Genomic DNA, 21,746 nt, shown 5'->3' with positions numbered 1-21,746 from the left:
GGCTATTTCAACCTTCTGCGAATATCGCTGAGCTTGGTGGTCATCTGCTTGTAGAACTGATAAGCTTCCTCTCCGTTCGCAAGCTCCACCCGCTCATATTCAAGCCGGTCTCTTGCATCCAGGAACGCCTCATACAGCTCATCCAGCTTGGAGAGAAGCGGAGCAATGTCTTCGGAAGCCGTCAGCTCCGCGTCTCTGCGGGACGCCTTGCGCAGCAGAGTACTGCGGCTTTTCTCATCCAGGGCTCGGAAGCTGCCATACACCTCGAACTCGGCAAAATTCCGGCTTTTCATCAGATTAGCGAATGGCTCCCAGGCTTCTTCCTCCTCGTCGCGGTCATACACGTACAAGGCACCCTTCTTGGTAATCGTGCTAGTGTACAAGGCTTCAATGAATTGATCCAACCACTTTTCTTCATCCTGATGCTGTCCGAGCAAGGCTTCCAGAGCAGCTGCCTGCTCCTGAATCGACTTGTACTTCGTAAGCTCCTCGCGGACACGGGTGATCAGCTCTGGTGAACGGATCAGGTTCTCCTTGGCCATGTCCTCATTAATGCTGCCAAAAATATCCCTGCTGCCCTCGCGCTCCATCCCCTGGGACAGCAGCCGCTTCAGCTCGCCCAGCGCCCGCTTCACCTCACCCAGATTCGGCTTGTTGGAAGAGACCTGCATATCATAGGCGCGCAGTACATCAGACAAGTTGAACGGTTTGGTTAGAACAACCTCATACCGGTTGCTGGTGTTCTGGTCAATCCCTTTCTCCGCAATGACTTTCAGCTCAAGCGCCTGATCGAACTCACTGCGTACCCGTGCATTGTAGGCCTGAACCCGCGGATTGGCATACACATCGCCCCAAGACTTCTCCGGAATCGGAGAGGGCAGGTAGGTCCAGTTCTTCTTGTCAGTCTGCACAAGGTGACGGCCGATGCCTTCCTTGTCCAGGATCGTACGTTCATAGCTCTCTTCATATACCTTCAGCGGCGTATAGACGAAGAGCGGCACTCCGTTCTTCGTATTCAGCCAGAAGATGCGGTTTTTGACTTCGCTTTCTTTTACCGTGAAATGGGACTTGCCCACCGCGTTGTTCTGATAATTCTTGATCCCCTTGAGGATGCTCGGCGCCTGAACGGGAACGGAGACGAAGCCCCAGGATGGGAAATACAGATTGCCGGCGCTGTTGCTCAAATGGAAGACGGGAACGGCCTCATCATCCAGCTTGCTGGCGATATTGCGCTCCACGAACTTCTCAATCGATTCATCCTGACCGTATTTCATCAGCAGGAAATCTTCCATCGACTTCGTAATCAGGTCCCCGAATTTGTCGGTCAGGAACTCGGAGATCGAGCTAACAATGTCAATTTCCTGCTCCTTGATCCACTGATTGGAATGATCCAGCAGCTCCTGCGAGAAGTCGCGAATCAGATCATCCACATCCTTCGATTCCATGAGGCTGCCCACCACCTGCGAGATGTCCGGCACACTGACGATATTCCAGTAGTACGTCTTATTCCCTTTGTGGTCCTCCTGCTCTTCCCCGTTCAGAAGGATGTCTCCATTCTTGGCAAAAATCGAATTCAGCGCGTTCAGAATCTCCGTGAACACATTGTAAATCCGGGTGTTCTCCTTGTTCAGCAGATCGTACAGGTCCTCGTAAAATTCAATCATCTGCTCCGTGCGTTCCACATCGGCATGCAGCCAGTATTCATTGATCTTCGCTTCAATATAGGCGTTCTTCTTCTTGTCCTTGGACACGAAGGCGCTCTTGGCATCGCCAAGCTTCTCGTCCGACTGGTCTCTGGCCGCTTCAATATCGCGCGGAATCCGCGTCAGGTTCTCACGGAGCGTCTCGATGTAGGACAGCAGCATTTTGAGCAGGCTGAAGCCCTTCTCCGTATAGATCAGACGGGAGACATAGAACGGACCTTGCTCCGGATGCAGGAACAGCCGGCGGATCTGATCGGTGAATTGGCCAACAATCTCGCCCGGCAGCTGCTTCTTCGCCTTAATGTATTCCTCGCGGGCCCGGGCCAGAAAGTTCTGCTCCAGTTCGGTATCCATATTGACGACCTGCTGCTTGACCACGTTGTTGTAGCTCAGGCGCTCACTGTTCTGGTAGCCCGGAAGCGGCTCAGGTACGCGGGACTCGAACGTCTTGACCATCGTATCCAGGTCGATGCCAAGCTTGCGCGCGAACTTCTCCACATCGTCCTGCGTTGGTGCCTTCTCGAACATTTTCTCCATCTTGCCGAACAGGCGGAAAGCCAGATAAGTGGTCATCTCCTCAATCGGCAGGACTGCGGAAGAAGCCCCGATGATGTTGTATTCATAGTTGGCCGGATACAGCTTGTTCATCTGCGCAATATTTGTACGGATGTTGCTGATGTAGTCATGGATGGCGAATTCCTCGCCGGACTGCTTCTCCTCACTGGCCATAAAGTTCGTAATATTCTCAGCCGTTACGTTCATGCAGTAGTCATAGGCGTTCTCCAGCAGCTTGCCTTCCGTATTCGTGGCCGAGATCAGATGGCACAGATTGAACGGCGGCAGCGGGGAATTCACGTTCAGAATATTCCCGTACTGCTGACGGAACCGCTCGCCCCGGCTGTCCACGTTCATCCAGTAGTCGAGTTCTTTGAGCGCGGCATAACCGTTCTTTTTAATATATTCACGTGTATGCTCACTTAAGGACTTGCTCGCTAGATTAATATCCGGCGTGAACAAGTAACCGAGCGTATTGACGCGGTCAATCCCCGCCGATCCATGGTCCCTCTCGATAATTCCGCGGACGATGTAGGCAATGTCCAGGAATGTTCCGCTGCCTGTACCCCCGGACAATCCCGTGAGCAGGAATACCATCAGCTTCTTATTGGTGCCGACGGACAGCGTTTTGATCTTCTTATCAATGGCCTGAACCACCTGATTAATCTTCGTAAAAAGCAGCAGTCTCCCAGCCTGGCGCACCCCTGCGGCACCGTTCATGCCGTCGGTGATGCTCAGTTCAGGCGACAGCCAGTCTGTAATGTAAGGCTCAAGAATGCTGCGATTCTGCAGCAGCCCACCGATCTCCGCATTGGACAGCAGGACGAACTCGTTAATCGGATCGAGGCCGATGCCTTTGTAACGCTTGCCGCGGTCTTGCTCGTTCGTCTCAAAAGCAAGGAACTCGACATTGTTCGGCTTCTCCTGTCTCTTCTTCGAGATCGGGTCCTCCGGCAGCTTGAATCTGCGGTTAATCTGATATTTCAGCCGCAGCAGGGCATCAATCCCCGTTCCGCCAAGGCCGATGATGAGGATCGGATTGTCGATGGTATCGACGCGAATCTTCTCACTGACGATCCCCCCGCCCAGGGATACGTCGAGCTGCTGAATATGTTCTCTTACTACCGGTTTCATATGTTGACCCCCTAAAGTGGTCGGAGCAGGCACCTCTGTTCTTCCTGCTTGCTCCGAATTTGAGTTCGTTAAGTTGCGATATAGAATAGTGCGTTTCCAGCATCTAACTTGGTAAAAATCTTTCTTCGTGCGGTTAAGGCCACTGCGTGGATGGATCATTCTGATTTGACTAACCACTTCATGCCGTAAGACCGCTCCGCGGATGGATCATTCCTACGATCGCTGTTGTCTCCCGATTTCCTGATTTGACTAACCACTTCGTGCCGTAAGACCGCTCCGCGGATGGATCATTCCTACGATCGCTGTTGTCAGCAGATTTCTTGATTGTCCACTTATTGTGGAAATCCGCTGACAAAGGCGACCGCTTCGCTTCTTCAGAACGATTCCATCCTCTCCGCTGGGCTTGTGCAATTTATGTTCATACTGATGCAATTTACTTAATTACTTATGGCCTGATTTTAACGTTGTTCCCTTTCCCTGCCCACTTAATTTACCTCTTCCTCTAAGAAGAGCAATACAATTACAGAGCTTTCTATATTTCAATTCATATAGCGACAGACTTATATAAATCGAGTTACAAGAGCGTTACTGATAACTCTCCTTTCACATATTGGACTTGGTTATCCCTAAGACTACCAAACGAATCTGAAAGGGAGCTGATCGTCTACCTTCTCCTATCGATCCTCACAGAGACTCAGAAGTTATAGAAGCCTCTTGCATTCCTCGCAGAACCTTAATCACAGACCGTAGTTGCACTATGGGGCCGGAAGTAAGGACTGGCTGTAGCTTAGTGCCACCATCGACCATCGAAGTCTTTTTGCGAATGGTCACCCTTCGCCTTTCTATTGGCGTGCTGTAGGACTCGTTCCCTACAGCACCGCCCCCTGCCCAACAACAAATATGTTAAATTCGGCCTTTGAAGGAGCTGCCTCCTCGCCACCAGCGGAGAGGCCGGAATCGTTCTATAGAAGCGCAGCGCTCGCCTTTGTCTTCTGATTTCATCCATCAGCATACAATCAGGGAATCAGAAGACAACAGAGATCGGAAGAACGATCCGGACTCGCAGCGCGCTCCAGTCCAAGCCCTTCAACTACGTGCTGTAGGATTCGCTCCCTACAGCACCACCCTTACCCACAACAAATATGTTAAATTTGGCCTTTGAAGGAGCTGCCACCTCGCAGCACGCTCCAGTCCAAGCCCTTCAACTGCGTGCTGTAGGATTCGTTCCCTACAGCACCGCCCCCTGCCCAACAACAAATATGTTAAATTCGGCCTTTGAAGGAGCTGCCTCCTCGCCACCAGCGGAGAGGCCGGAATCGTTCTATAGAAGCGCAGCGCTCGCCTTTGTCTTCTGATTTCATCCATCAGCATACAATCAAGGAATCAGAAGACAACAGCGATCGGAAGAATGATCCGGACTCGCAGCGACTACTGCCGAACGCAGACTCTTCAACAGATCTAATTTCACATACAATCAGGAAATCAGAAGACAACAGCGATCGGAAGAACGATCCGGACTCGCAGCGACTACTGCCGAACGCAGCCCCTTCAACAGATCTAATTTCACACTAAGTACTCAATGAAGATCGTCTTATCCACCCCGATCAGCGGGATGGTCAGGCGGTCGCCGCCTTTGAGCTCGAGACCTTTGGTGGCGTCGATCGCACGGCCCGATTTCTCGATGGTATTCGGGCTGGTGTTCTTCAGCACAATCCGGTCGTTCGCGCCCGGAGTGAAGATGATCTTCTCCGTCTCCCGGAGCTCGGGAGCCAGCTGCAGCAGCTGGTGGAGGTTGAACTTGCCTTTGAAGGCGGTAAGCTTCTTATACTGCGGATACGTCTTCTCTCCCGTGTTCTCGTCACGGATCTCGATAACCACTTGGCCGACAAAGCCTTGATTCGCTTTCTTCCACATCCGGAGCAGGAAGTAGAGCGCAGCCAGGACGACTGCCAGACCAAGGACACCGAGAATAACAGCTAGAGTCGGAAAAGGCTTCTTGTCTGAGTCACTCGCGCTTGCCCCGGCACCTGGATTGGCGGCTGCCCCCGTCCCGCCTGGCTTGGCGCTGATCTTCACAGGAGGCGTCTCGCGGTAGAAGCTCTTCTCTTCTGCTCTTACCTTGATCTCATAAGCATGCCGGTCCGGAATTTCGTAAGTTCCGCTGAAATGATTGCCGGTGTTCCCCAGCTTCGTCTCCGTGGTCTTGCCTGTATCCAGATCCTTCACAACCAGCACAGCGTTCATATCCTGATACAGGTTTGTATTCTGAATCTTGTTCCCGTTGCTGATCAGGTACGAGTTAATATCGATCTTATCGCCCTTGCTGTAGGTTTTGGCAGGGATTTGATCCATGGCCAGCTCCATATCATAGTTGAACACCAGGTTGATATCGATCTTGTCCTTGGCTATGCCTTTGACCTTCAGCTTCCAATCCCCTTGGGCTGGCTTCAGCAGCTTGATCAGGGAGTAGGTCCTCGACTTCGACATCAGCACATCACCCGAGGGAATAGCGACTTCCTTCCCCGATGGGTCATACAGCTTCACTTCGACAGGCTTCGAGGACATCATCGAAATGTTGGCTTCAAGCACGCTCGCGTTCGGCACATTGACCGTTACATCCTGATAGCTTCCATTCGCCGTAATCGACTGGACCGGCACGATCTTCAGCTTCAGGTGGCTGGCGAAGATTTCGCTCAGAATCTGCGGCAGGTCATCTGCTGTATCGGTAACAAAAGCCTTCCCGCCCGTCTTCTGGGCAATCGCGCCCAGAGCGGCCTTGTTCAGCTTGCCATCCGCGTTAAGGCCGATGGTATAGACTGGAACACCGTCCTGCTTCGCCTCGGCCAGCGCCTGATTCAGCTCCTGATCGGACTGCTGCTGGGTTCTTCCCGACGCCTTGTTGAAGTCGTTATTCCCGTCAGCCAGCACAACGATCATAGGCTCATGGGATGGATCAGCGCCATTCTTCAGCACCTTGACTGCTTCCTTGACACCCACGGCGATGTCCGTATAGGAGCCCCGGTCAAGCCCATCTATGAATTGCTTCAAGTCCTCTTTATCCGAAGGGGATTGAATTTCGAGCAGGGCCTTTTCCCGCTGGATGCGGTCCGTATAAGCCACAACCCCTACCTTATCCCCCTTGGCAGAGAGCATATCGATGAACATCTTCATCGCTTCATTACTGATCTTGTTCCGGTCACTCTTATTCATCGAGTTGCTGTCATCCACGACCAGCACGGCATCGATGTGTGAAGACTGCTGAGCGGCTTCAACCACCTGAACTTGGCCTGTCAGAGGAAGCAGCAGGGAGAGCGCGAGCAGCAGCGTTAGCATTAATTTTTGTCTTGGAAGCATAAGGGTACTCCTTCACTTGAAATCGGAATAATACTACTCTATGGAACAGGTCTTAAGTTTTTATTAAGAAGATATTAAGATAGCGTTAAATCAGTAAAAACCTACTATAATACGACATATCTCTTACTAATTCTGCCAAGTCTATGACATTATGATATAATTTACCACCTCAAAGTTCAAACCAGATTGTCATGGTTGCGCGGCCAGAGCTTAGGAAGATGATTATTTGAAGTAGTGCTCCAACCCTTTTATAATGACGAGAAACAGCTCACATCCAGGATAGAAAGGATCTTATTATGATTGCATACGGATGTATTGGAATTTTGTTTCTTTTTGTACTTATTCGCACGATTCTCTATTATTCTCACCGCAGGCGTCCTTTTCCCCAGGAGGAAATTGACCGGCAGGTGCTGTCCATCATCAATGACAGGCGGGAACAATCATGAAGAAGCTCCCTGTACAGATAAGTCCCTTAAGGCGCACTCGTTATGCCTATCAGCGGCTCCGGGTGTGCAGGAACTGCCACAATTTCACGGTCCTATGGGAAAAGGATTGCCTCAGCTGCGGGCGTTCGTCCTTCATGCCGGTGGACACCATGGCTCTTCGGCTGGTCAAACGCTCTATGCAGACCGAGCGCTTAGCCGCGCTATTTCTGACGCTGACCGGGGTCCTATTCAGCACGACCTTTGAAGAGATTGCGATCTGTCTTGGATCTGGAATCACACTAACCCTGCTGCTCTGGCTCGTGCAGAGGCGGATGACGCTCAGCGAAGCGCCGCGGCGGCTGCACAAGTGGTTCGGACAGGAGCAGCAGCGGCTGATTGACGGCCTGCGTCTGAACATCGAAGCCGCAATCGGCATTCGGCAGCAGGATGAGCGCCTGACCTACGAGATGCTGCGCGAAATCGGCACCCTTGTGAACAGTGACCGCAACCGGCTGCAGCAGATTTCGCTGCTTCGTTCCTTTGTTCTCCGCAGAGACATGGATTTGCAGCTGGAATCTCTACTGCTCTTCGACTTCGATGAGGGGCTGGCTGAGTATATCGGCGAGATTGCGAGGATTAAGCCCGAGCTTATCAAAGAGCGGACGCTGCTGTATGTCCTCGATCACGAGCCGGAGTTCCTCAGTATGGCGAACGGAAGGGATATTCTTACGGCAACGGTAGGCGCCATCGTCAGGATGAAGAGATATGTCACGCTCTATCCGGAGTTCATCCGCAGATACGCCCGTTATTTGCCGAAAGACCGGTTCCTGCGCTTATTCCGGATCGTTACAGGTGACCCTCACCTTCAGTTCAGCAATCTCGCCACAGAGGTGGCCGAGATTTATAACGCGAAGTATCAGTGGGACCCAGACTTCCACCCGACTACTCAATCAAGTGGGCAGCATCTATGAGACTATATCTAATGACGATCAAAAATAAATTAACCCTGCGTAATCTGTTCATCCTGCTCTGCGCGGCACTACTTGCTCTTATTGCCGTGAAAGCCTATTACATCCAGCAGAAAATAACCTGGATCACCGAAGCAGAGCGTGCTTACATGAAGAAGGATCTTATTCATGCGGAAGAGTGGTACCAGAAAGCCCGAAGCAACCGCTGGATCAAATACAAGGAGGACGAGATCCATACCCGCCTGGCCCAGCTCGCCCCCATCACCGAGATTAGAAGCCGGCTTGCCGGACTGGATGAAGCCGCCCAGTCCGCAAGCCCGGACTCTGATGAAGACTTTACAAGGCTGGTTCAAGCTTATGCGGACCTGTCTGCCCTACGTAACAAGTATATGAAGACAGGCGGGCAATATAGCAGTTATTACAAACAGATCTCGTCAGCTTTCAAGGTTACCGATCATTTTCTGGGTAAATTCAAGCAATTCGAGCAGCGCTTCACTTCCCAGATGAACGATAATCTGGAGAAGCGCACCTACCAGGACGAGTCCTTCAGGAATAAGCTTCTGCTGATTCCTGAGGCTTACTACGGGGGCAAGGACAAGCGTCTGGACAGTCTGTCTGCAGCATTCAAGAAGTACGATACCCGCAAGCTGACCCAGCTGTCTGCCGACGGCATGTTCACGAGCATGCTGAACGAGGCGCTGTCCATGAAGAATATCTATAAGGAGGCCGGCGTAGAGTCTCCGTGGATTAAGAAGACCACTGAGTCTCTGGCCGATCAGGTCCTCCGTACAGATCTCAAGACAGAGAATTACACAGCCTTCGCCTCCCACGCCCGTGACTTTGTTGCCTTCGCACAGTCTGCCAAGGTGAGATCGCCGCTAACCGCCTATATTTCTACGCAGTACAGCAGACTGATCAGGAAAGCGAAGCTGATGGTCGCCCGCGGGGAGTACCAGCAGGCGATTGCCCTGTATGAAGCGGTTGCGGGGTATCGCGACACGTCCGATCAGATTGCGGCCGCCAAGCTGGCCTGGACCAAGGCCGATCCGATCCGCCTGCTTCAGGCGGCGGACAGCAGCAAGCGCTACGCACATGTCATAGGCGGAAGCGGCCGTTACGGGGCGCAGCTGTACGCGGCCGCATCGGATGATACGGGCCGGATCTACTATGCGGCCATGGATGCCGCCGGTCAGACCCGGATGGTATCCAGCAGTGAGCTCCTTCAGGGCCAGAGGATCACAGGCTTGTCCTTTGAGAAGCAGCTGAGCACCAGCACTATGCCTGTTATTCTTGTGGAAGCCGAATCCAGCCTCCGCCGTGCCTACTATAGCGCTTTTGCTGTGGAGGAAGGCGAATTCAGCAAGCTGTTCGAATTTGAAGCAGACGGCTATCAGGTTATGAAGGACGGGACTTTGCTGGTGAACAATCCGGAAGGGGATGGCGAGGGAGAATCCGCAGTCTATGCCTGGACAGGAAGCGACTACAAGTATCAGAAGCCCGTGGAGTCTGATTCTGAGCCCGGCTCGGAGTCGGAATCCGAGTCCGAATCTGAGTACAAGAACATACGGATTGAAGATTTGCTCCAGCATGCGGGCCAGAAGGTGCGATTCACCTGCAGCATCGTGAGCATCACGGACAGCGGTCCGCTGGCTCAATTAGGCGACAGCTACGTTCTGCTCAAGTCGGACAGCCTGCTGTCGGTAGGCAATGTGACAATATCCGGTACACTTGCGAGTCAGAACGAGGATGTTACCCTAGGTCAGACGGCCCTATCTCTGCCCGTGTTTGAAGTGACGTTGGTGGAGGAGTAAGATTTCTGCCGCTTGAAGGCAAGGCAGCCGACTGGAACGAAGCTGAGCGGAGATGTCCCCCAAGCGGCCTTTCTGTGAAAGGGAGGCAGCCTGTAATCCCTGTTCCAGCAATAGAAATCAAGACAAACAGCAAGTCTCCCGGTCATCCCGGAGACTTGCTGTTTGTCTTGTCTATTCCATGTATCCTGCATCCAAAGCGGATGGGCGGGCATCCGTCCGCCATCAATCCATTTGAATGTTCTCTTATAAGGCTTATTCCCTAAAAACAGCCTTACTGCTAACGCTTACATAATATGGATAAATACATACTTGATTCCAATTCCCTATTGCCTTTTATGTAGAATAATAGAATCATTTCTAGTGTAAAGTCTAAAAATGTTTGGAAAAGGAGAATTATGAAATGAAGTTGGTAAAATGGATTTCCCTGACCCTCCTGGCGGCAAGTCTTAGCCTCTTGGGAGGCTGTCAACTGTTTGGCGCAGCGCAGAGCTCCTCAGCAAATTCCTCTTTTACGAAATCCTCCTTGCCGGGGGGCGGACTAGCTCTGCCGGAGAATGAACGGATCCACCTGTCTACGGATAAGCAATGGATCGCCGCCGAAGGGCATTTGTCGGATTTGATCCGGCTGCAGTGGACCGCGGCTCAAGCCAAGCCCGCAATTGCCTGGGCCGATGAGAAGGGCGTTGATAAGACGGCCATCATCTCCCACGATAAAGCGAATAATCCTGAACAACATGATCATAAGCACATTTCAATCGAAACAACCATGTCACCTACAGGCAAGCATAAGGATGAGCTGTTCACCCGGTTCGAGATTCCTTATGATACCGATGTGGCGGATATCCGGACCCATTCCTCCAATTTCAACGTAATGGACGGGATTCTGCGGGTAGCTTCCAAAGAGGATAAGGTTATCCAGTTCGCCAAGAATGATACGAATAACGTAATCACACCGGTCTGGTCACTTCGGGCAAGCAGCGGGGAACAGGGCGGCAATACAGGCGCGGATTTCCATATTACCCGCCATGATGATCAGGGCAAAGCGATGGATAGTGCCGTGACGGTTAGCAGACAGAAAGGTAACGTCGGAATAGGCACAGCTGAGCCGGAGAGCAAGCTGGATGTCAACGGGGACCGTATACGTATCCGGAATTCGAACACACCAGAATCCGCACATGCCCCGGGCAAGGTTGGGGATATCGTATGGGACAATAATTACATTTATATTTGTGTAGCCAAGGACACTTGGAAAAGAACTGAACTTAAGTCATGGTGATGGAACGCGAGCAGGCGATCCGATCAGAATATGTCAGGCATCAGCAGTGAATGCCCATCTGGCCTTATAGGCCGCGCGAGTGTCTAATATGAATCGAAGGGGCGTCCCCACAGCCATTGGGTATGGCTGCGGGGACGCCCCTTCTCCTGCTTGGATCAGATCATCCTCTGCATGTCCTCTTCTCTATTCCTGAGCCTCAAGCTTCTCCGGCGTATCGACCCATACCGTCTTCTCCTGGTAAGGAGTCCGCTTGCCCTGCAGATCGGATACCTCCGGCTCTCCAAGATAGATGAAGCCGAGCATCTTATCCTGCGGTCGAAGGCCGAAATGCTCATTAATCTTCGAATGGAAGCATGGTGCTCCGGTTCGCCACACGCCGCCCAGACCCAGGCTGTGAATCTCGAGCAGCATGTTCTGAATGGCGGCGAAGACCGCGCCATATTCCTCGACCTCAATAACCCCTGCCTTATCCACAGGCGTTACCGCCACACTAATAATGACAGGCGCACGGAGCGGCTGGTTCCTGGCTGATTCCACGGCCTTCAGGGCTTCCGGGGAACCCGGATCTTCGAACTTCTCCAGCGCAATCTCGGCGAGGGCATTCCCAAGCAGCCCCCTGCCCTCTCCTCTATGTACGAAGAACTTCCAAGGCTCGGTCATGCGGTGGTTCGGCGCCCATGTACCCGCTTCCAGAATTCGCTCGATGGACTGGGTTGGTATCTCAGTCTGCCGTACCTTTCCAATACTTCTTCTGCTTCGAATTGCTTCGGATACATTCATATTTCAATTCCCCCAATGTCCGGTATATGATGACCTGCTTCTCATCAAGAAGCCTCTCTATAGTGAGAAATGTCACTCGAATTCTATTGTAACAAATAACCCCTTGGGAATCATGTTAGAATACACTGGTTCACTAAGACAGAAATATTCTGTAACTGGACAGATTATTCATCCTTATTTCTGGTAGTCATATTCTCTGTACTTACTCTAATTCGGCTAAAAAAACACCGGTACCCTTAAGCAGGTAACCGGTGCTCCTGTATCTACCGCTGCGGCAGCTTGCTCTCATCCATGTACAGCAGGTTCCACCGGTGACCATCCAGGTCGGCGAATCCCGCGCCGTACATCCAGCCGTCGATTTCACCCGGCCTGCCGAAGATGCTCCCTCCGGCTAGCTCAACCCGGTGAATAAAGGCATCGACTTCTTCTCTGCTGTCAGCGCCGATAGAGAATATTACCTCCGCGCTTTGGGAGGTATCCGCTGCTCTGGAGCCTGTGAATTTCTCAAACGTTGCAACCGGGAACAGCATTATCGTTGTCCCGCCTACGACAAGCCTCGCTCTTTCGTTACCTGTGCTATCCGCCCTGAATCCAATCTCATTGAAAAAAGCTGTTGACCTCTCCACATTCTGGACCGGCAGGTTAATCCAAACCTCCTGTGACATAGCTGCAGCCTCCTTGTTATACTCTGAGTTACTCTAACTACTATACTCTACTTCTGTCAGCAGAAGTAACAGTTTCTCCATTGCCATAACATCAACAAACTCTCTGTCCAGAATATCCTGTTTTTGAAATACACCAACTTCAATAATTTTAGTTTAGGCTTCAGAGACAAGAAGGTTTAGAAGTTAAAGTTGTTACATCGGGTTTCACAATTCAGTTAGTGCTGCTTGTAAAAAAGCCACGTTGTAAATTAATCTATACACGGCTAAACCATATCCGGGAATTAATCGTTCGGTTGCGGTTTGCCGTGGTTTCGTTCAGTCACGGGCGTAATCCGCCGATCGTGTAACCGCCATCTACAAGTATGCTCTGACCAGTAACAAAACGAGAATCGTCGGACAGAAGCCAGAGCACGGCATCCGCTACGTCGTCGGGTTGTCCCACCCACTGTAAGGGAGTTTGCTTGATGAAGGGACGTGCTGTAGTCTCGTCGCATAAGACCTCCTGGGACATCGGGGTTGCAATCATTCCAGGACTCACATTGTTAACTCGAATGTTGCTAGGACCAACCTCCAATGCTACGGCAGATTGACTGACATTAGAGTATCGAAATCCTCAAAGGATAGTTTGTGCACAGGTGAAAAAGCACCAAGAATGCCGGCGTTGTTCCAAGCCATATCCAGACTACCAAATACATCGAGCGTCTTGTCTACAAGCGCTTCGACTTGACGAGGATCGGCAATGTCAGTCTGAACAGCGAGGGCTTTGCCTCCCTGGGAGACGATTTCTTCATAAACTTCTTGAAGCTCTTTCGTTCGTCGACCCGCGATGATGACATTGGCGCCTTCCCTGCCGAGCCTTAGAGCTGCAGCACGACCCATCCCGGTCCCGCCTCCTTGGAGCATTTGCCATTCCGACAAAGTCGTGTCCCTTAGGAAAGAACTCACGGAGCAGTCCATTGACGAGAATTTAATGGAAATACTCTTACATTGAAACCATCACCGATCGTTTTCATGAGCATGACCTGCGGGCCTACCTGCCTTGCGCATTATCGCCCCTTAAGGTCATGCAAGTGCTTGAAGCATGAGCGATGCGTTTACCGTTCTCATCAGTAATATCGCATTGGATGAACCCGATGGTTTGTCCTCGCTTATACAGCGTAGCATGGGCTTTTATTTTGGCGTTCCACACAGGTCTGAAAAAGTTTACTTTCATCTCTATCGTGGTGAAGGTTTCTTCTTTTTGCAGGGTAGAGCCGTAGGCAATGCCCATGGCCATGTCGGCTAGAAGGCCGATGATGCCGCCGTTGCATGTGCCTTGCGGATTCGCGTGTTGTCCCGAAGCCTGCATTTCATACGTGGCCTTGCCCTCTTCTACGCTAATTATCTTCAGTCCCATAAGGCGCTCAACGGGAGACTGCTCCAATTCTCCGCTCAGCACTTTCTGATAGTGCTCAAGAATAGTCATTTAGCATATTCACCTGCCTCTTTCCTCTGTCTCTGAATCAAATTATTCATCACCAGTGCGACGATCACGATGAGGATCCCTGCAAACTGCAACCTTCCAATTTCAACGCCCTGGAGGGCACTGATCGTGACTGTTGTCACAGGGACGATGTTCATAAATAGCATGCCGTTCTCTGGCTTCAAGATTTTATTGCCGACGTTCCATGTGAATACAGCAAGTACACCTGCGATCAAGATCATATACAACAGTTCCCATCCTGCGCTTCCGATCCTCTCCGCGCTTGGCATCGTCAAGGATCCGAATACCGTTGCCGACAGCACGATTAAAATATTCATCAAGGATCCGAAACACGTTGTCAAAGCGGTGTAGCGAAGCGGAGGCCAACCTGCAAATTGACTAGCGCCAATCGTATAGACGACCCAGCATAGAGCACCAAGCATAATCAGCAGACTGGCGCCAATATGCTCTTTGGTTTGAACAATTAGGGATGGATCGCCATTTGTTATGACTAGCAATGCGCCTGAAAGCGCAATGAAAATTGAAATAAAAATAGACGGCTTGGGTTTGCTTTTATTCATAGCCCAATTTACGCACATCGTCATTATTGGCATTAACGACATGATAACGGAGGCAATGATTGCGCCTGACGGTCCGCTGAGTTGTTGTCCGACAAAGGTAAGAAAACCGAAGCCCGAAAACCCAGCAGCTCCAAAAAACAATAACTTCCATGATTTACCCTCCAATCGGAGAACGTTCTTTCCTTCGAAAACGATCAGCATTCCCAAAAGAATGAGCCCAGCGCAAATGTAGCGAATCGTCGTGAAATAGAACGGATCGAGAACCTTCAAGGCAACTTGCATAACGGGAAACATGCCTCCCCACGCCAGCACGGGAATCAAACAATAGGTGATACCCGCTAATAAAATGTTTCTATTCATTCCTAATACCCTCTTTCATGAGTTATGTGGATTTTCCGGTAAAATTGTTCTGCCCCCCTTTTATTCATCATAAAGGAAGGAGAATAGTACAGATTAATAGTACTAGTACAGAATGCGTAGACTTCCTATATAATAGAGGCACAAGCACAAGTACATATTTCGAGTTAATCGGCCTGGGGGCAAAACATTTGAAAAAAACAGTACTTTCAAAAGAATATGCAGGCAAACTGTATGAACAAATCTATGACTATATTCTGGATCGAATCCGTCGCGGAGAATGGAAGCCGCATGAGAGGCTTCCCTCCATACGCTCGCTGGCGATGGAATTCAATGTCCATCGACTAACAGTCTGCAAAGCCTATCAGCTACTGAAGAATAATGGGATCGTTGAATCGAAAGAAAAATCCGGCTATTATGTGAGACCGAACGGCATTTTTTCTACCGATTCGATGCAAGATCCGATCATTTCCGCTTACGTGCATGATAGCCATCTTTCTGAAATTCATCAGGTACATGCCGAATATGTACTATCAAAATCGGTGCTTGACCCGAACCTGCTCCCTAATCTTTATTTTTCGGAATATGTGAAGCAAGTGTTCGATTTGTATCCCAAAATGCTCGGCATCTACTTTACTCCGCAAGGAGACCAAGAGCTGCGGGATGCGTTGTGCGGTTACTTTACCGATTGTCACCGGTTTCACTTGTCTGCAGATGAATTGTTGATCACTTGCGGTTCGCTGGAGGCCATGGATTTGGTTGCCAGAGCACTGGTCAAGCCTAGGGATGTCGTTATGTTGGAGCGTCCTACCTACAGCACCGCGATTGATATATTCAGAAAACAAGGGGCAACTATCGTTCCAGTCGAGATCCACCCGTACGGCTACGATTTGGAGCAGGTGGAGAAGCTGATGCAGGCTTACAAGCCGCGGCTGTTTTATCTAAATCCCACCTTTCAGAGTCCAACAGGCTATATCGTACCCGCCGAACAAAGGAAAAGACTCGTTGAGCTTGCCGAGCGGTATCACTGTCTGCTATTAGAGGATGATCCATACCGCGACATATATTTTGGCATAGAGCCGCCACTGCCTCTTTTTGCTTACGATACAGAAGGATGGGTCATTTATCTTCGCAGCTTCAGCAAATATATCGCTCCCGGTCTCGGTATCGCCATCGTTGCGTGCCGCCCTTCCATCATGAATTACTTGATAAAAGCCAAATTATTGTCGGACAGTGGGACGCCTTTGGTGAATCAGAAAATTTTTCTGCATTATTTTTTCTCTGAGCGGCTACAGCAGCATATGGAGAAGCTTCGCACTGCGCTTATGGTCCGCAAGGATATCGCGGAACACGAATTGTCCGCTACCGATTGGGAGTGGAACTCCCCTGCAGGTGGATTCAACTTATGGGTGAAGCTTCCGGAAACGGTGGATATTGAACGTTTACTCAGTATGTGCATCATGCAATCAATCACCTTTGTGCCTGGAGCGATTTGCGACCCACTTAAGGAGTACAAATCATGGATACGCCTCAGCTATTCTTATCTGAATGAGCAGCAATTGAGAGAAGGCACCCAGAGGCTTGTCGAATTGGCAGACGGGGGCAGTAGTTCATCAAAGAAACAATAACTTTTTCATCTTGCATAAAAAGAGGAACCCTATGCGCCTAATAAAGCACCTTAAGGGAAGCAGGCAAAACTTGGAGTGTCCTGGCGGTGAGATAGTTACAAACTCAGTGAAAAAATTTCCTGTTTATGAGGACCTGCATGAATTGAATCCCTTGTTCCCAAATTAAAGACAACAGCGACAGTCTAAGACTTTATTTTTCAAGTCTTGGTTTGCCGCTGTTTAATTTTTTTGTCCAGTCTATTACTTAAATATTGAAGGGCTGCTGTGCATGAGTAGAACGATAGGACATTTTCAAAGTACATGCCCAAAAAAACACCGCTATCATGCTTACCAAGATCCCCAGTATGCACACGCCGAACCACCCCGCCCAAGAATAAATCCAGGTTGACGCTAATGCACCTGTTGCGCTTCCCAAGGAATAAAAGATCATGTACCCTGCGGTTAGCCTGCTCCTCGCTTCTGGACGAACACTTAATATTATACTCTGATTTGTAACGTGAACAGCCTGCACAGCGAAATCCAACGTAACGACACCAATGATAAATAGCAACATGGAATGCTGTAAAAACCCTATGGGTATCCAGGAAAACATTAACAGTAACAAAGCGATGCCCGTCGTTCGTTGTCCTAACCCCCGGTCTGCCAGTCGTCCCGCACTGCTGGCGGCCAGCGCCCCCGCTATACCAGCAAGGCCAAACAATCCAATGACACTGTGGCTGAACGAAAGTGGAGGGGAGCTCAACGGCAATACCATTGAGGACCATAAAATACTAAAGTCCGAAAAAATGAAGAAGCCAAGTAGTCCACGAATTCTCAATAGCGGTATTTGAACGAATAAATCTTTCATAGAGCTGAGCATTCCCCGATACGTGTTTTGACTTGGCGGACGCCGTGTAGCGGGTGTAACGGTTAGGAATAGATAAGCCATGCAGATCATGATTACTGCTGTGACTATATAAACGGATCGCCATCCGGCCATATCCGCTAAGGTGCCCGAAATGGTGCGACCCAATAGAATCCCTATTACGATACCACTTGTAACGACTCCAATGGCCCGGCCACGACTGTGCAACGATGCTCGATTAGCGGCAAGTGCAACAAGGGCTTGTGCAACTACAGCCTGGAACCCAACCATTCCCATGCCGATGAACAGAAACAAAGTGTTCGATGCTAACGCAACGATACTTAAAGCAATCGCTAAAAATAACAACATCCCAGTTACGAGCCGGCGTGGGTCAAGCAAATCCCCTAGCGGGACTAGAAACAACAATCCAAATGCATAACAAATCTGTGTCACTGTTATTACGGTGCCGATGATCGTGCTGTTGATGCCAAAGTCTAGAGCAATCGCATCAAGCAAAGGTTGGGAATAATACACCGTGGCTACAGCCGAACCGCAGATGACCGCATACAGAAAAAGAGCCGCGCTCGAAAGTTGAGCGTCTGACTCCATGTAATTCGGACGGATCTTCGAGGAACTTGACATTGAAAAACCTCCTTTAGTGTACCGATCGGTTTTTTTATTATCGAACCTAATTAACTCACGAAAATTCAATCATGTCAACGGAATATTGACTACTACGAATGATTCCGATATCATTATTCTATGTTTACACAACACATTAATGTACCGTTCGGTTTTTATTGGGAGGCTTTATGGCTAAAGCTCGCGAGTTCGATGCACAAAAGGCATTAACAGAGGCTATGCATCTTTTTTGGGAAAAAGGGTACGAGGCAACTTCACTAAGTGACTTAACATCTCGCATGGGGATCCAAAAATCTAGTTTATATGCTGCATTTGGAGACAAATTGTCTTTGTTTGAATCAGCACTTCGTAATTACAACCAATTACATGCTAAATCCGTTCGCTTGAAGCTAAACAAAATTACTAGTGTCAAGACTGCTTTCAGGCTCTTGTTTCTAGAAGGGGCATTCCCTAACGAAACGCATGAGCGGATTGGATGCTTCTGCATCAATACAATGGTGGAGCTGGCTCCGCACGACGCGAAGTTTGAAATTTTGACACGCGAGCATCAACAATATTTGGCGGCGATATTTGAGGATACGCTTGAACGGGGGGTAACTTCTGGAGAGGTCAATGGATCGGTCAATTGTCGGGCAATAGCTCAGTCCCTTGTTGTAGCTTTCATCGGAATAACCGTATTAAAGAAATCAATCCCTAATCGGGAATGGATCGATAATTGCATCGATTCAGCGCTGTTGTTACTCACAGCCGCCCCACATACAAGCCATGACGCGGGAATGTAGAAACTAGCTCAACGATTACAGAGAACCGGCAGCCTTCCGTGGCTGCCGGTTCTCTCAACTAACTGGAAGATTAAGTGAATATGGCCATAGCTCCTTGCATCTGCATGCCGGACTTCGTGAGAATATATAGCTTACATGAAAGAAGATGGGCTCTGCATATAAACACCTTTCGTTTCTTGGATGAAATGGATGCACCGAGCTATTTGTTCTACCCCTTGAGCGATCAGGTTCTCCTCAACTTGAGAAACACTCAAACGAAGCATATTTTCCTTTCTGTATTCGGGTAGAAACATCCTTGTTGCATCATCTACAAAGATATTCTCTTGTAACAACAAATCAACTATTTGTTTGGCTTTTATTGGTTCAGGAAGAAATACGATTAAGAAAAATCCTGAAGTAGGTTTTGAATATAACGTATTAGAAGGTAAATATTGCTCACATGCATCTTGAAGTAACTGCATTTTTCTTTGATAGAGTTCTCTAATTTTTTTGATATGCGCATTAAACATACCGTTTTTTAAGTAAATTTCCAACGCTCCTTGAGAAAGAGCCGAGCTATTGAAATCTGCACTAAATTTATATCTCAGAAATGTGCTAGCCATTAAATGAGGCAATACCGCTACTCCAAGTCTTAATCCAGGAAGCATTATTTTGGAGAAACTCTTAATATAAATCACTCTGCCGGAAGGATCATAAGCGAACATGGGATCAGATTTCGGATTCGGATCAAGTGAACCCAAGTAATCGTCTTCCACTATGTAGACATCGTATTTTTGTGCTAGCTCTACAATTCTCTTCTTTTGTTCGTTTGTATAGCTGTATCCGAGTGGATTATGAAACCTTGGTACAGTATAAAAGAATTTAATTTGATTGTTCCGGAATATAAACTCTAAGCGATTTAAATCAATGCCATCCTTTGTACGTTCAATTCCAAAAGCAGTTTTATTATGAAGTTGAACTGAATCGATGAGACCAAAATAGGTAGGTTGTTCTAGTAAAATATTATTTTTTCCATTAGGAAATGGCATTGACACCAACAGATTAAGAGCTTGTTGTGATCCCGATACAATAAACAATCTCTCAGGAACAGTGAACACCTGTAAGTCCTGTAGATGTTTAACGAGTTGGAGGCGAAGTGAGTAAAATCCTTGTTGATCAGAGTAATTAAACAGTTCATCTTTATACATGTCGATAGCTTGGTTTAAACAATGCTGGAAATCAAGGTAGGGCATTGCTTCTTTATCCGGACCAGCAGACAAAAAATTAATCTTCTTGTTCATAATATCGGGATTAGATGATTGAGATTCATTTACAACATAATATCCACTTTTAGGAACCGAATAGATCAAATGTTCTTTTTCTAATTCGTTAAAAGCTCGTATGATTGTGTTTTTACTACAACTAAAGTGTTCGGACAATTGCCGAATAGAAGGAAGTTTATGCCCTGCCCCCAGTTGTCCACTTTTCAGTTGTCCCCTAACTACATCCATGATTTGCATGTATTTTGTATTCATTAGAGAGAGACCTCTTTTCTGTACCTGTACAGATGAATATAATCACCATATATTTACTTCCCAAGTGTTAGTATACTCAAATTGTACTGATATAGATATAGAAAACAAGGAGGTTCAAATATGGAATGGCACAAAGATAGTTATTTAATTAGTTGCAGTTTCGAAAGAATGGATACAGATGCTGTATATGAACTACTGTCTAATAGTTACTGGGCTTCAGAGCGACCCAAGGATGTTATTGTTCAAAGCATGCGCAATTCTTTATGTTTTGGTTTGTTTGAATATGGGAAACAGATCGGCTTTGCAAGAGTTATTACGGATCATGTAGTTTTCGCTTGGGTTTGTGATGTCATTATTGATCCTAATTTCCGTGGAAAAGGACTTGGAAAATGGATATTAAGTTGTATAATTGAACATCCGGATTTGCAAGTGAAGACAACAGGACTTTTCACAAAAGATGCTCACACATTTTATGAACAGTATGATTTTAAATCGGTGGATACCATGCAACGGGTAGTCCATGACCCTAAGTCATGGAACAGTTTAAGTTCTGTTAACTGTCTGTAGAGGGCATATCCGGGACAGATTGACCAGCTGGGCAAATAATTATATGGAGTGGCGGTCTAAGACTTTATTCGCAAGATTTGGTCCGCCGCTGCTTCTTTTATGGATCAGTCCAAAACTTATTTTAATAGCTGTGACCGATCTCCATATGTTGAATCAATCACGAAATATAACTTGCACTATGCAACTATTAGTGTTATAACTGATTCAGGAGGTTTTAACTATGGAAAATGTACGTAATTTGTTCCAGCTTCTCTCAAGAAACTTCGGAATATTGAATGAGCACTGCTGCGACAACTGCTGCAGCCAGGAGATCTCACTTGTCCAGAGTCATATTCTGTACGAGATCAACCGCCAGCATCAACCTTCCATGCAGGAGATCGCCGGTGCGCTGGGAATGGATATTACGACCTTTAGCAGGCAGATCAAAACCCTAGTAGACAAGGGACTGGTCAAGAAAACTCCCCATCCCTCCGACAATCGCATCAACATCTTGTCTTTAACAACTGAAGGGCTTGAAATAGAGAACCGGATTAATCTGACTGTGAATGCCCAGCTGCACGATGTTCTCTCCACCATGACTGAATTCGAACGCGATACCGTGATCCGCTCTATTAAGCTGCTTAACGATGCCATGCAGAAATCAGCTTCTTGTTGTATACCTCCGAAATAATGGAGGTTTAACTTTAAGTTATTAGTTG

The 21,746-nt window shown here is 48.6% G+C and carries 15 protein-coding genes and 1 pseudogene; 7 read left to right on the top strand and 9 right to left on the bottom strand.

Annotated features, from left to right (window positions below):
- Positions 1-2 precede the first annotated feature (2 nt).
- Together LDO05_RS02025 and LDO05_RS02020 are read right to left on the bottom strand one after the other, a co-directional pair.
- A complete protein-coding gene (locus LDO05_RS02025) occupies positions 3-3,392 on the bottom strand; it encodes a tubulin-like doman-containing protein (RefSeq protein ID WP_251377256.1) in 3,390 nt (1,129 codons plus the stop codon).
- A gap of 1,563 nt (positions 3,393-4,955) precedes the next feature.
- A complete protein-coding gene (locus tag LDO05_RS02020; RefSeq protein WP_251377255.1) occupies positions 4,956-6,746 on the bottom strand; it encodes a vWA domain-containing protein in 1,791 nt (596 codons plus the stop codon).
- Positions 6,747-7,188: 442 nt separating this feature from the next.
- Between LDO05_RS02020 and LDO05_RS02015 the strand changes: the two genes are divergently transcribed.
- The 3 genes from LDO05_RS02015 (at position 7,189) to LDO05_RS02005 (ending at position 11,226) form a co-directional block, all read left to right on the top strand.
- Positions 7,189-8,142 (top strand): hypothetical protein, encoded by a 954-nt coding sequence (locus LDO05_RS02015; protein WP_251377253.1) that lies wholly within the window; start codon positions 7,189-7,191, stop codon positions 8,140-8,142.
- A gap of 11 nt (positions 8,143-8,153) precedes the next feature.
- Positions 8,154-9,950, top strand: coding sequence for a hypothetical protein (locus tag LDO05_RS02010; RefSeq protein WP_251377251.1), 1,797 nt, complete (start codon positions 8,154-8,156; stop codon positions 9,948-9,950).
- 400 nt (positions 9,951-10,350) lie between these two features.
- Positions 10,351-11,226, top strand: a complete 876-nt coding sequence (locus tag LDO05_RS02005) for a hypothetical protein (protein ID WP_251377249.1) — start codon at positions 10,351-10,353, stop codon at positions 11,224-11,226.
- Positions 11,227-11,409: 183 nt separating this feature from the next.
- Here the strand turns inward: LDO05_RS02005 and LDO05_RS02000 are convergent, their stop codons facing one another.
- From LDO05_RS02000 to LDO05_RS01980, 5 genes and pseudogenes are all read right to left on the bottom strand, one after another.
- Positions 11,410-12,006, bottom strand: a complete 597-nt coding sequence (locus tag LDO05_RS02000) for a nitroreductase family protein (RefSeq protein WP_251377248.1) — start codon at positions 12,004-12,006, stop codon at positions 11,410-11,412.
- Positions 12,007-12,269: 263 nt separating this feature from the next.
- On the bottom strand, positions 12,270-12,671 hold the full coding sequence (locus LDO05_RS01995) for a VOC family protein (protein ID WP_251377247.1): 402 nt from the start codon (positions 12,669-12,671) through the stop codon (positions 12,270-12,272).
- A gap of 319 nt (positions 12,672-12,990) precedes the next feature.
- Positions 12,991-13,550, bottom strand: a pseudogene (locus tag LDO05_RS01990) (SDR family NAD(P)-dependent oxidoreductase).
- Positions 13,551-13,701: 151 nt separating this feature from the next.
- Positions 13,702-14,136, bottom strand: a complete 435-nt coding sequence (locus LDO05_RS01985) for a PaaI family thioesterase (protein ID WP_251377246.1) — start codon at positions 14,134-14,136, stop codon at positions 13,702-13,704.
- The gene (locus LDO05_RS01980; RefSeq protein ID WP_251377245.1) at positions 14,133-15,074 is read right to left on the bottom strand and encodes a DMT family transporter; all 942 of its coding nucleotides are present in this window, start codon (positions 15,072-15,074) and stop codon (positions 14,133-14,135) included. Before LDO05_RS01980 ends, LDO05_RS01985 begins: the two co-directional genes overlap by 4 nt.
- Before the next feature lie 17 nt (positions 15,075-15,091).
- Between LDO05_RS01980 and LDO05_RS01975 the strand changes: the two genes are divergently transcribed.
- Positions 15,092-16,699 (top strand): aminotransferase-like domain-containing protein, encoded by a 1,608-nt coding sequence (locus LDO05_RS01975; RefSeq protein ID WP_481857011.1) that lies wholly within the window; start codon positions 15,092-15,094, stop codon positions 16,697-16,699.
- A 244-nt stretch (positions 16,700-16,943) separates the two neighbouring features.
- Here the strand turns inward: LDO05_RS01975 and LDO05_RS01970 are convergent, their stop codons facing one another.
- Entirely contained in the window at positions 16,944-18,185 is a 1,242-nt protein-coding gene (locus LDO05_RS01970) for an MFS transporter (RefSeq protein WP_481857039.1), read from the bottom strand.
- A 170-nt stretch (positions 18,186-18,355) separates the two neighbouring features.
- Here LDO05_RS01970 and LDO05_RS01965 point away from each other — a divergent pair, with 170 nt between their 5' ends.
- Positions 18,356-18,967: a TetR/AcrR family transcriptional regulator gene (locus LDO05_RS01965; RefSeq protein WP_251377243.1), complete on the top strand. Its 612-nt coding sequence runs from the start codon at positions 18,356-18,358 to the stop codon at positions 18,965-18,967.
- A gap of 131 nt (positions 18,968-19,098) precedes the next feature.
- Here the strand turns inward: LDO05_RS01965 and LDO05_RS01960 are convergent, their stop codons facing one another.
- On the bottom strand, positions 19,099-20,481 hold the full coding sequence (locus LDO05_RS01960) for an aminotransferase-like domain-containing protein (RefSeq protein WP_251377242.1): 1,383 nt from the start codon (positions 20,479-20,481) through the stop codon (positions 19,099-19,101).
- 120 nt (positions 20,482-20,601) lie between these two features.
- Here LDO05_RS01960 and LDO05_RS01955 point away from each other — a divergent pair, with 120 nt between their 5' ends.
- On the top strand, positions 20,602-21,048 hold the full coding sequence (locus LDO05_RS01955) for a GNAT family N-acetyltransferase (RefSeq protein ID WP_251377241.1): 447 nt from the start codon (positions 20,602-20,604) through the stop codon (positions 21,046-21,048).
- A 220-nt stretch (positions 21,049-21,268) separates the two neighbouring features.
- Positions 21,269-21,718 (top strand): MarR family winged helix-turn-helix transcriptional regulator, encoded by a 450-nt coding sequence (locus tag LDO05_RS01950; protein ID WP_251377240.1) that lies wholly within the window; start codon positions 21,269-21,271, stop codon positions 21,716-21,718.
- Positions 21,719-21,746: the final 28 nt, after the last annotated feature.

It is taken from the genome of Paenibacillus sp. YPG26, from assembly GCF_023704175.1.
GTDB lineage: Bacteria > Bacillota > Bacilli > Paenibacillales > Paenibacillaceae > Fontibacillus.
Note: the sequence above shows the minus strand (reverse complement) of the source record. Positions and strands in the feature narration are given on the sequence as shown.

Coding starts and splice junctions, on each gene's coding strand:
- LDO05_RS02025 (WP_251377256.1), bottom strand. CDS start 3,392: ATGAAACCGGTAGTAAGAGAACATATTCAGCAGCTCGACGTATCCCTG.
- LDO05_RS02020 (WP_251377255.1), bottom strand. CDS start 6,746: ATGCTTCCAAGACAAAAATTAATGCTAACGCTGCTGCTCGCGCTCTCC.
- LDO05_RS02015 (WP_251377253.1), top strand. CDS start 7,189: ATGAAGAAGCTCCCTGTACAGATAAGTCCCTTAAGGCGCACTCGTTAT.
- LDO05_RS02010 (WP_251377251.1), top strand. CDS start 8,154: ATGACGATCAAAAATAAATTAACCCTGCGTAATCTGTTCATCCTGCTC.
- LDO05_RS02005 (WP_251377249.1), top strand. CDS start 10,351: ATGAAGTTGGTAAAATGGATTTCCCTGACCCTCCTGGCGGCAAGTCTT.
- LDO05_RS02000 (WP_251377248.1), bottom strand. CDS start 12,006: ATGAATGTATCCGAAGCAATTCGAAGCAGAAGAAGTATTGGAAAGGTA.
- LDO05_RS01995 (WP_251377247.1), bottom strand. CDS start 12,671: ATGTCACAGGAGGTTTGGATTAACCTGCCGGTCCAGAATGTGGAGAGG.
- LDO05_RS01985 (WP_251377246.1), bottom strand. CDS start 14,136: ATGACTATTCTTGAGCACTATCAGAAAGTGCTGAGCGGAGAATTGGAG.
- LDO05_RS01980 (WP_251377245.1), bottom strand. CDS start 15,074: ATGAATAGAAACATTTTATTAGCGGGTATCACCTATTGTTTGATTCCC.
- LDO05_RS01975 (WP_481857011.1), top strand. CDS start 15,092: ATGAGTTATGTGGATTTTCCGGTAAAATTGTTCTGCCCCCCTTTTATT.
- LDO05_RS01970 (WP_481857039.1), bottom strand. CDS start 18,185: ATGTCAAGTTCCTCGAAGATCCGTCCGAATTACATGGAGTCAGACGCT.
- LDO05_RS01965 (WP_251377243.1), top strand. CDS start 18,356: ATGGCTAAAGCTCGCGAGTTCGATGCACAAAAGGCATTAACAGAGGCT.
- LDO05_RS01960 (WP_251377242.1), bottom strand. CDS start 20,481: ATGAATACAAAATACATGCAAATCATGGATGTAGTTAGGGGACAACTG.
- LDO05_RS01955 (WP_251377241.1), top strand. CDS start 20,602: ATGGAATGGCACAAAGATAGTTATTTAATTAGTTGCAGTTTCGAAAGA.
- LDO05_RS01950 (WP_251377240.1), top strand. CDS start 21,269: ATGGAAAATGTACGTAATTTGTTCCAGCTTCTCTCAAGAAACTTCGGA.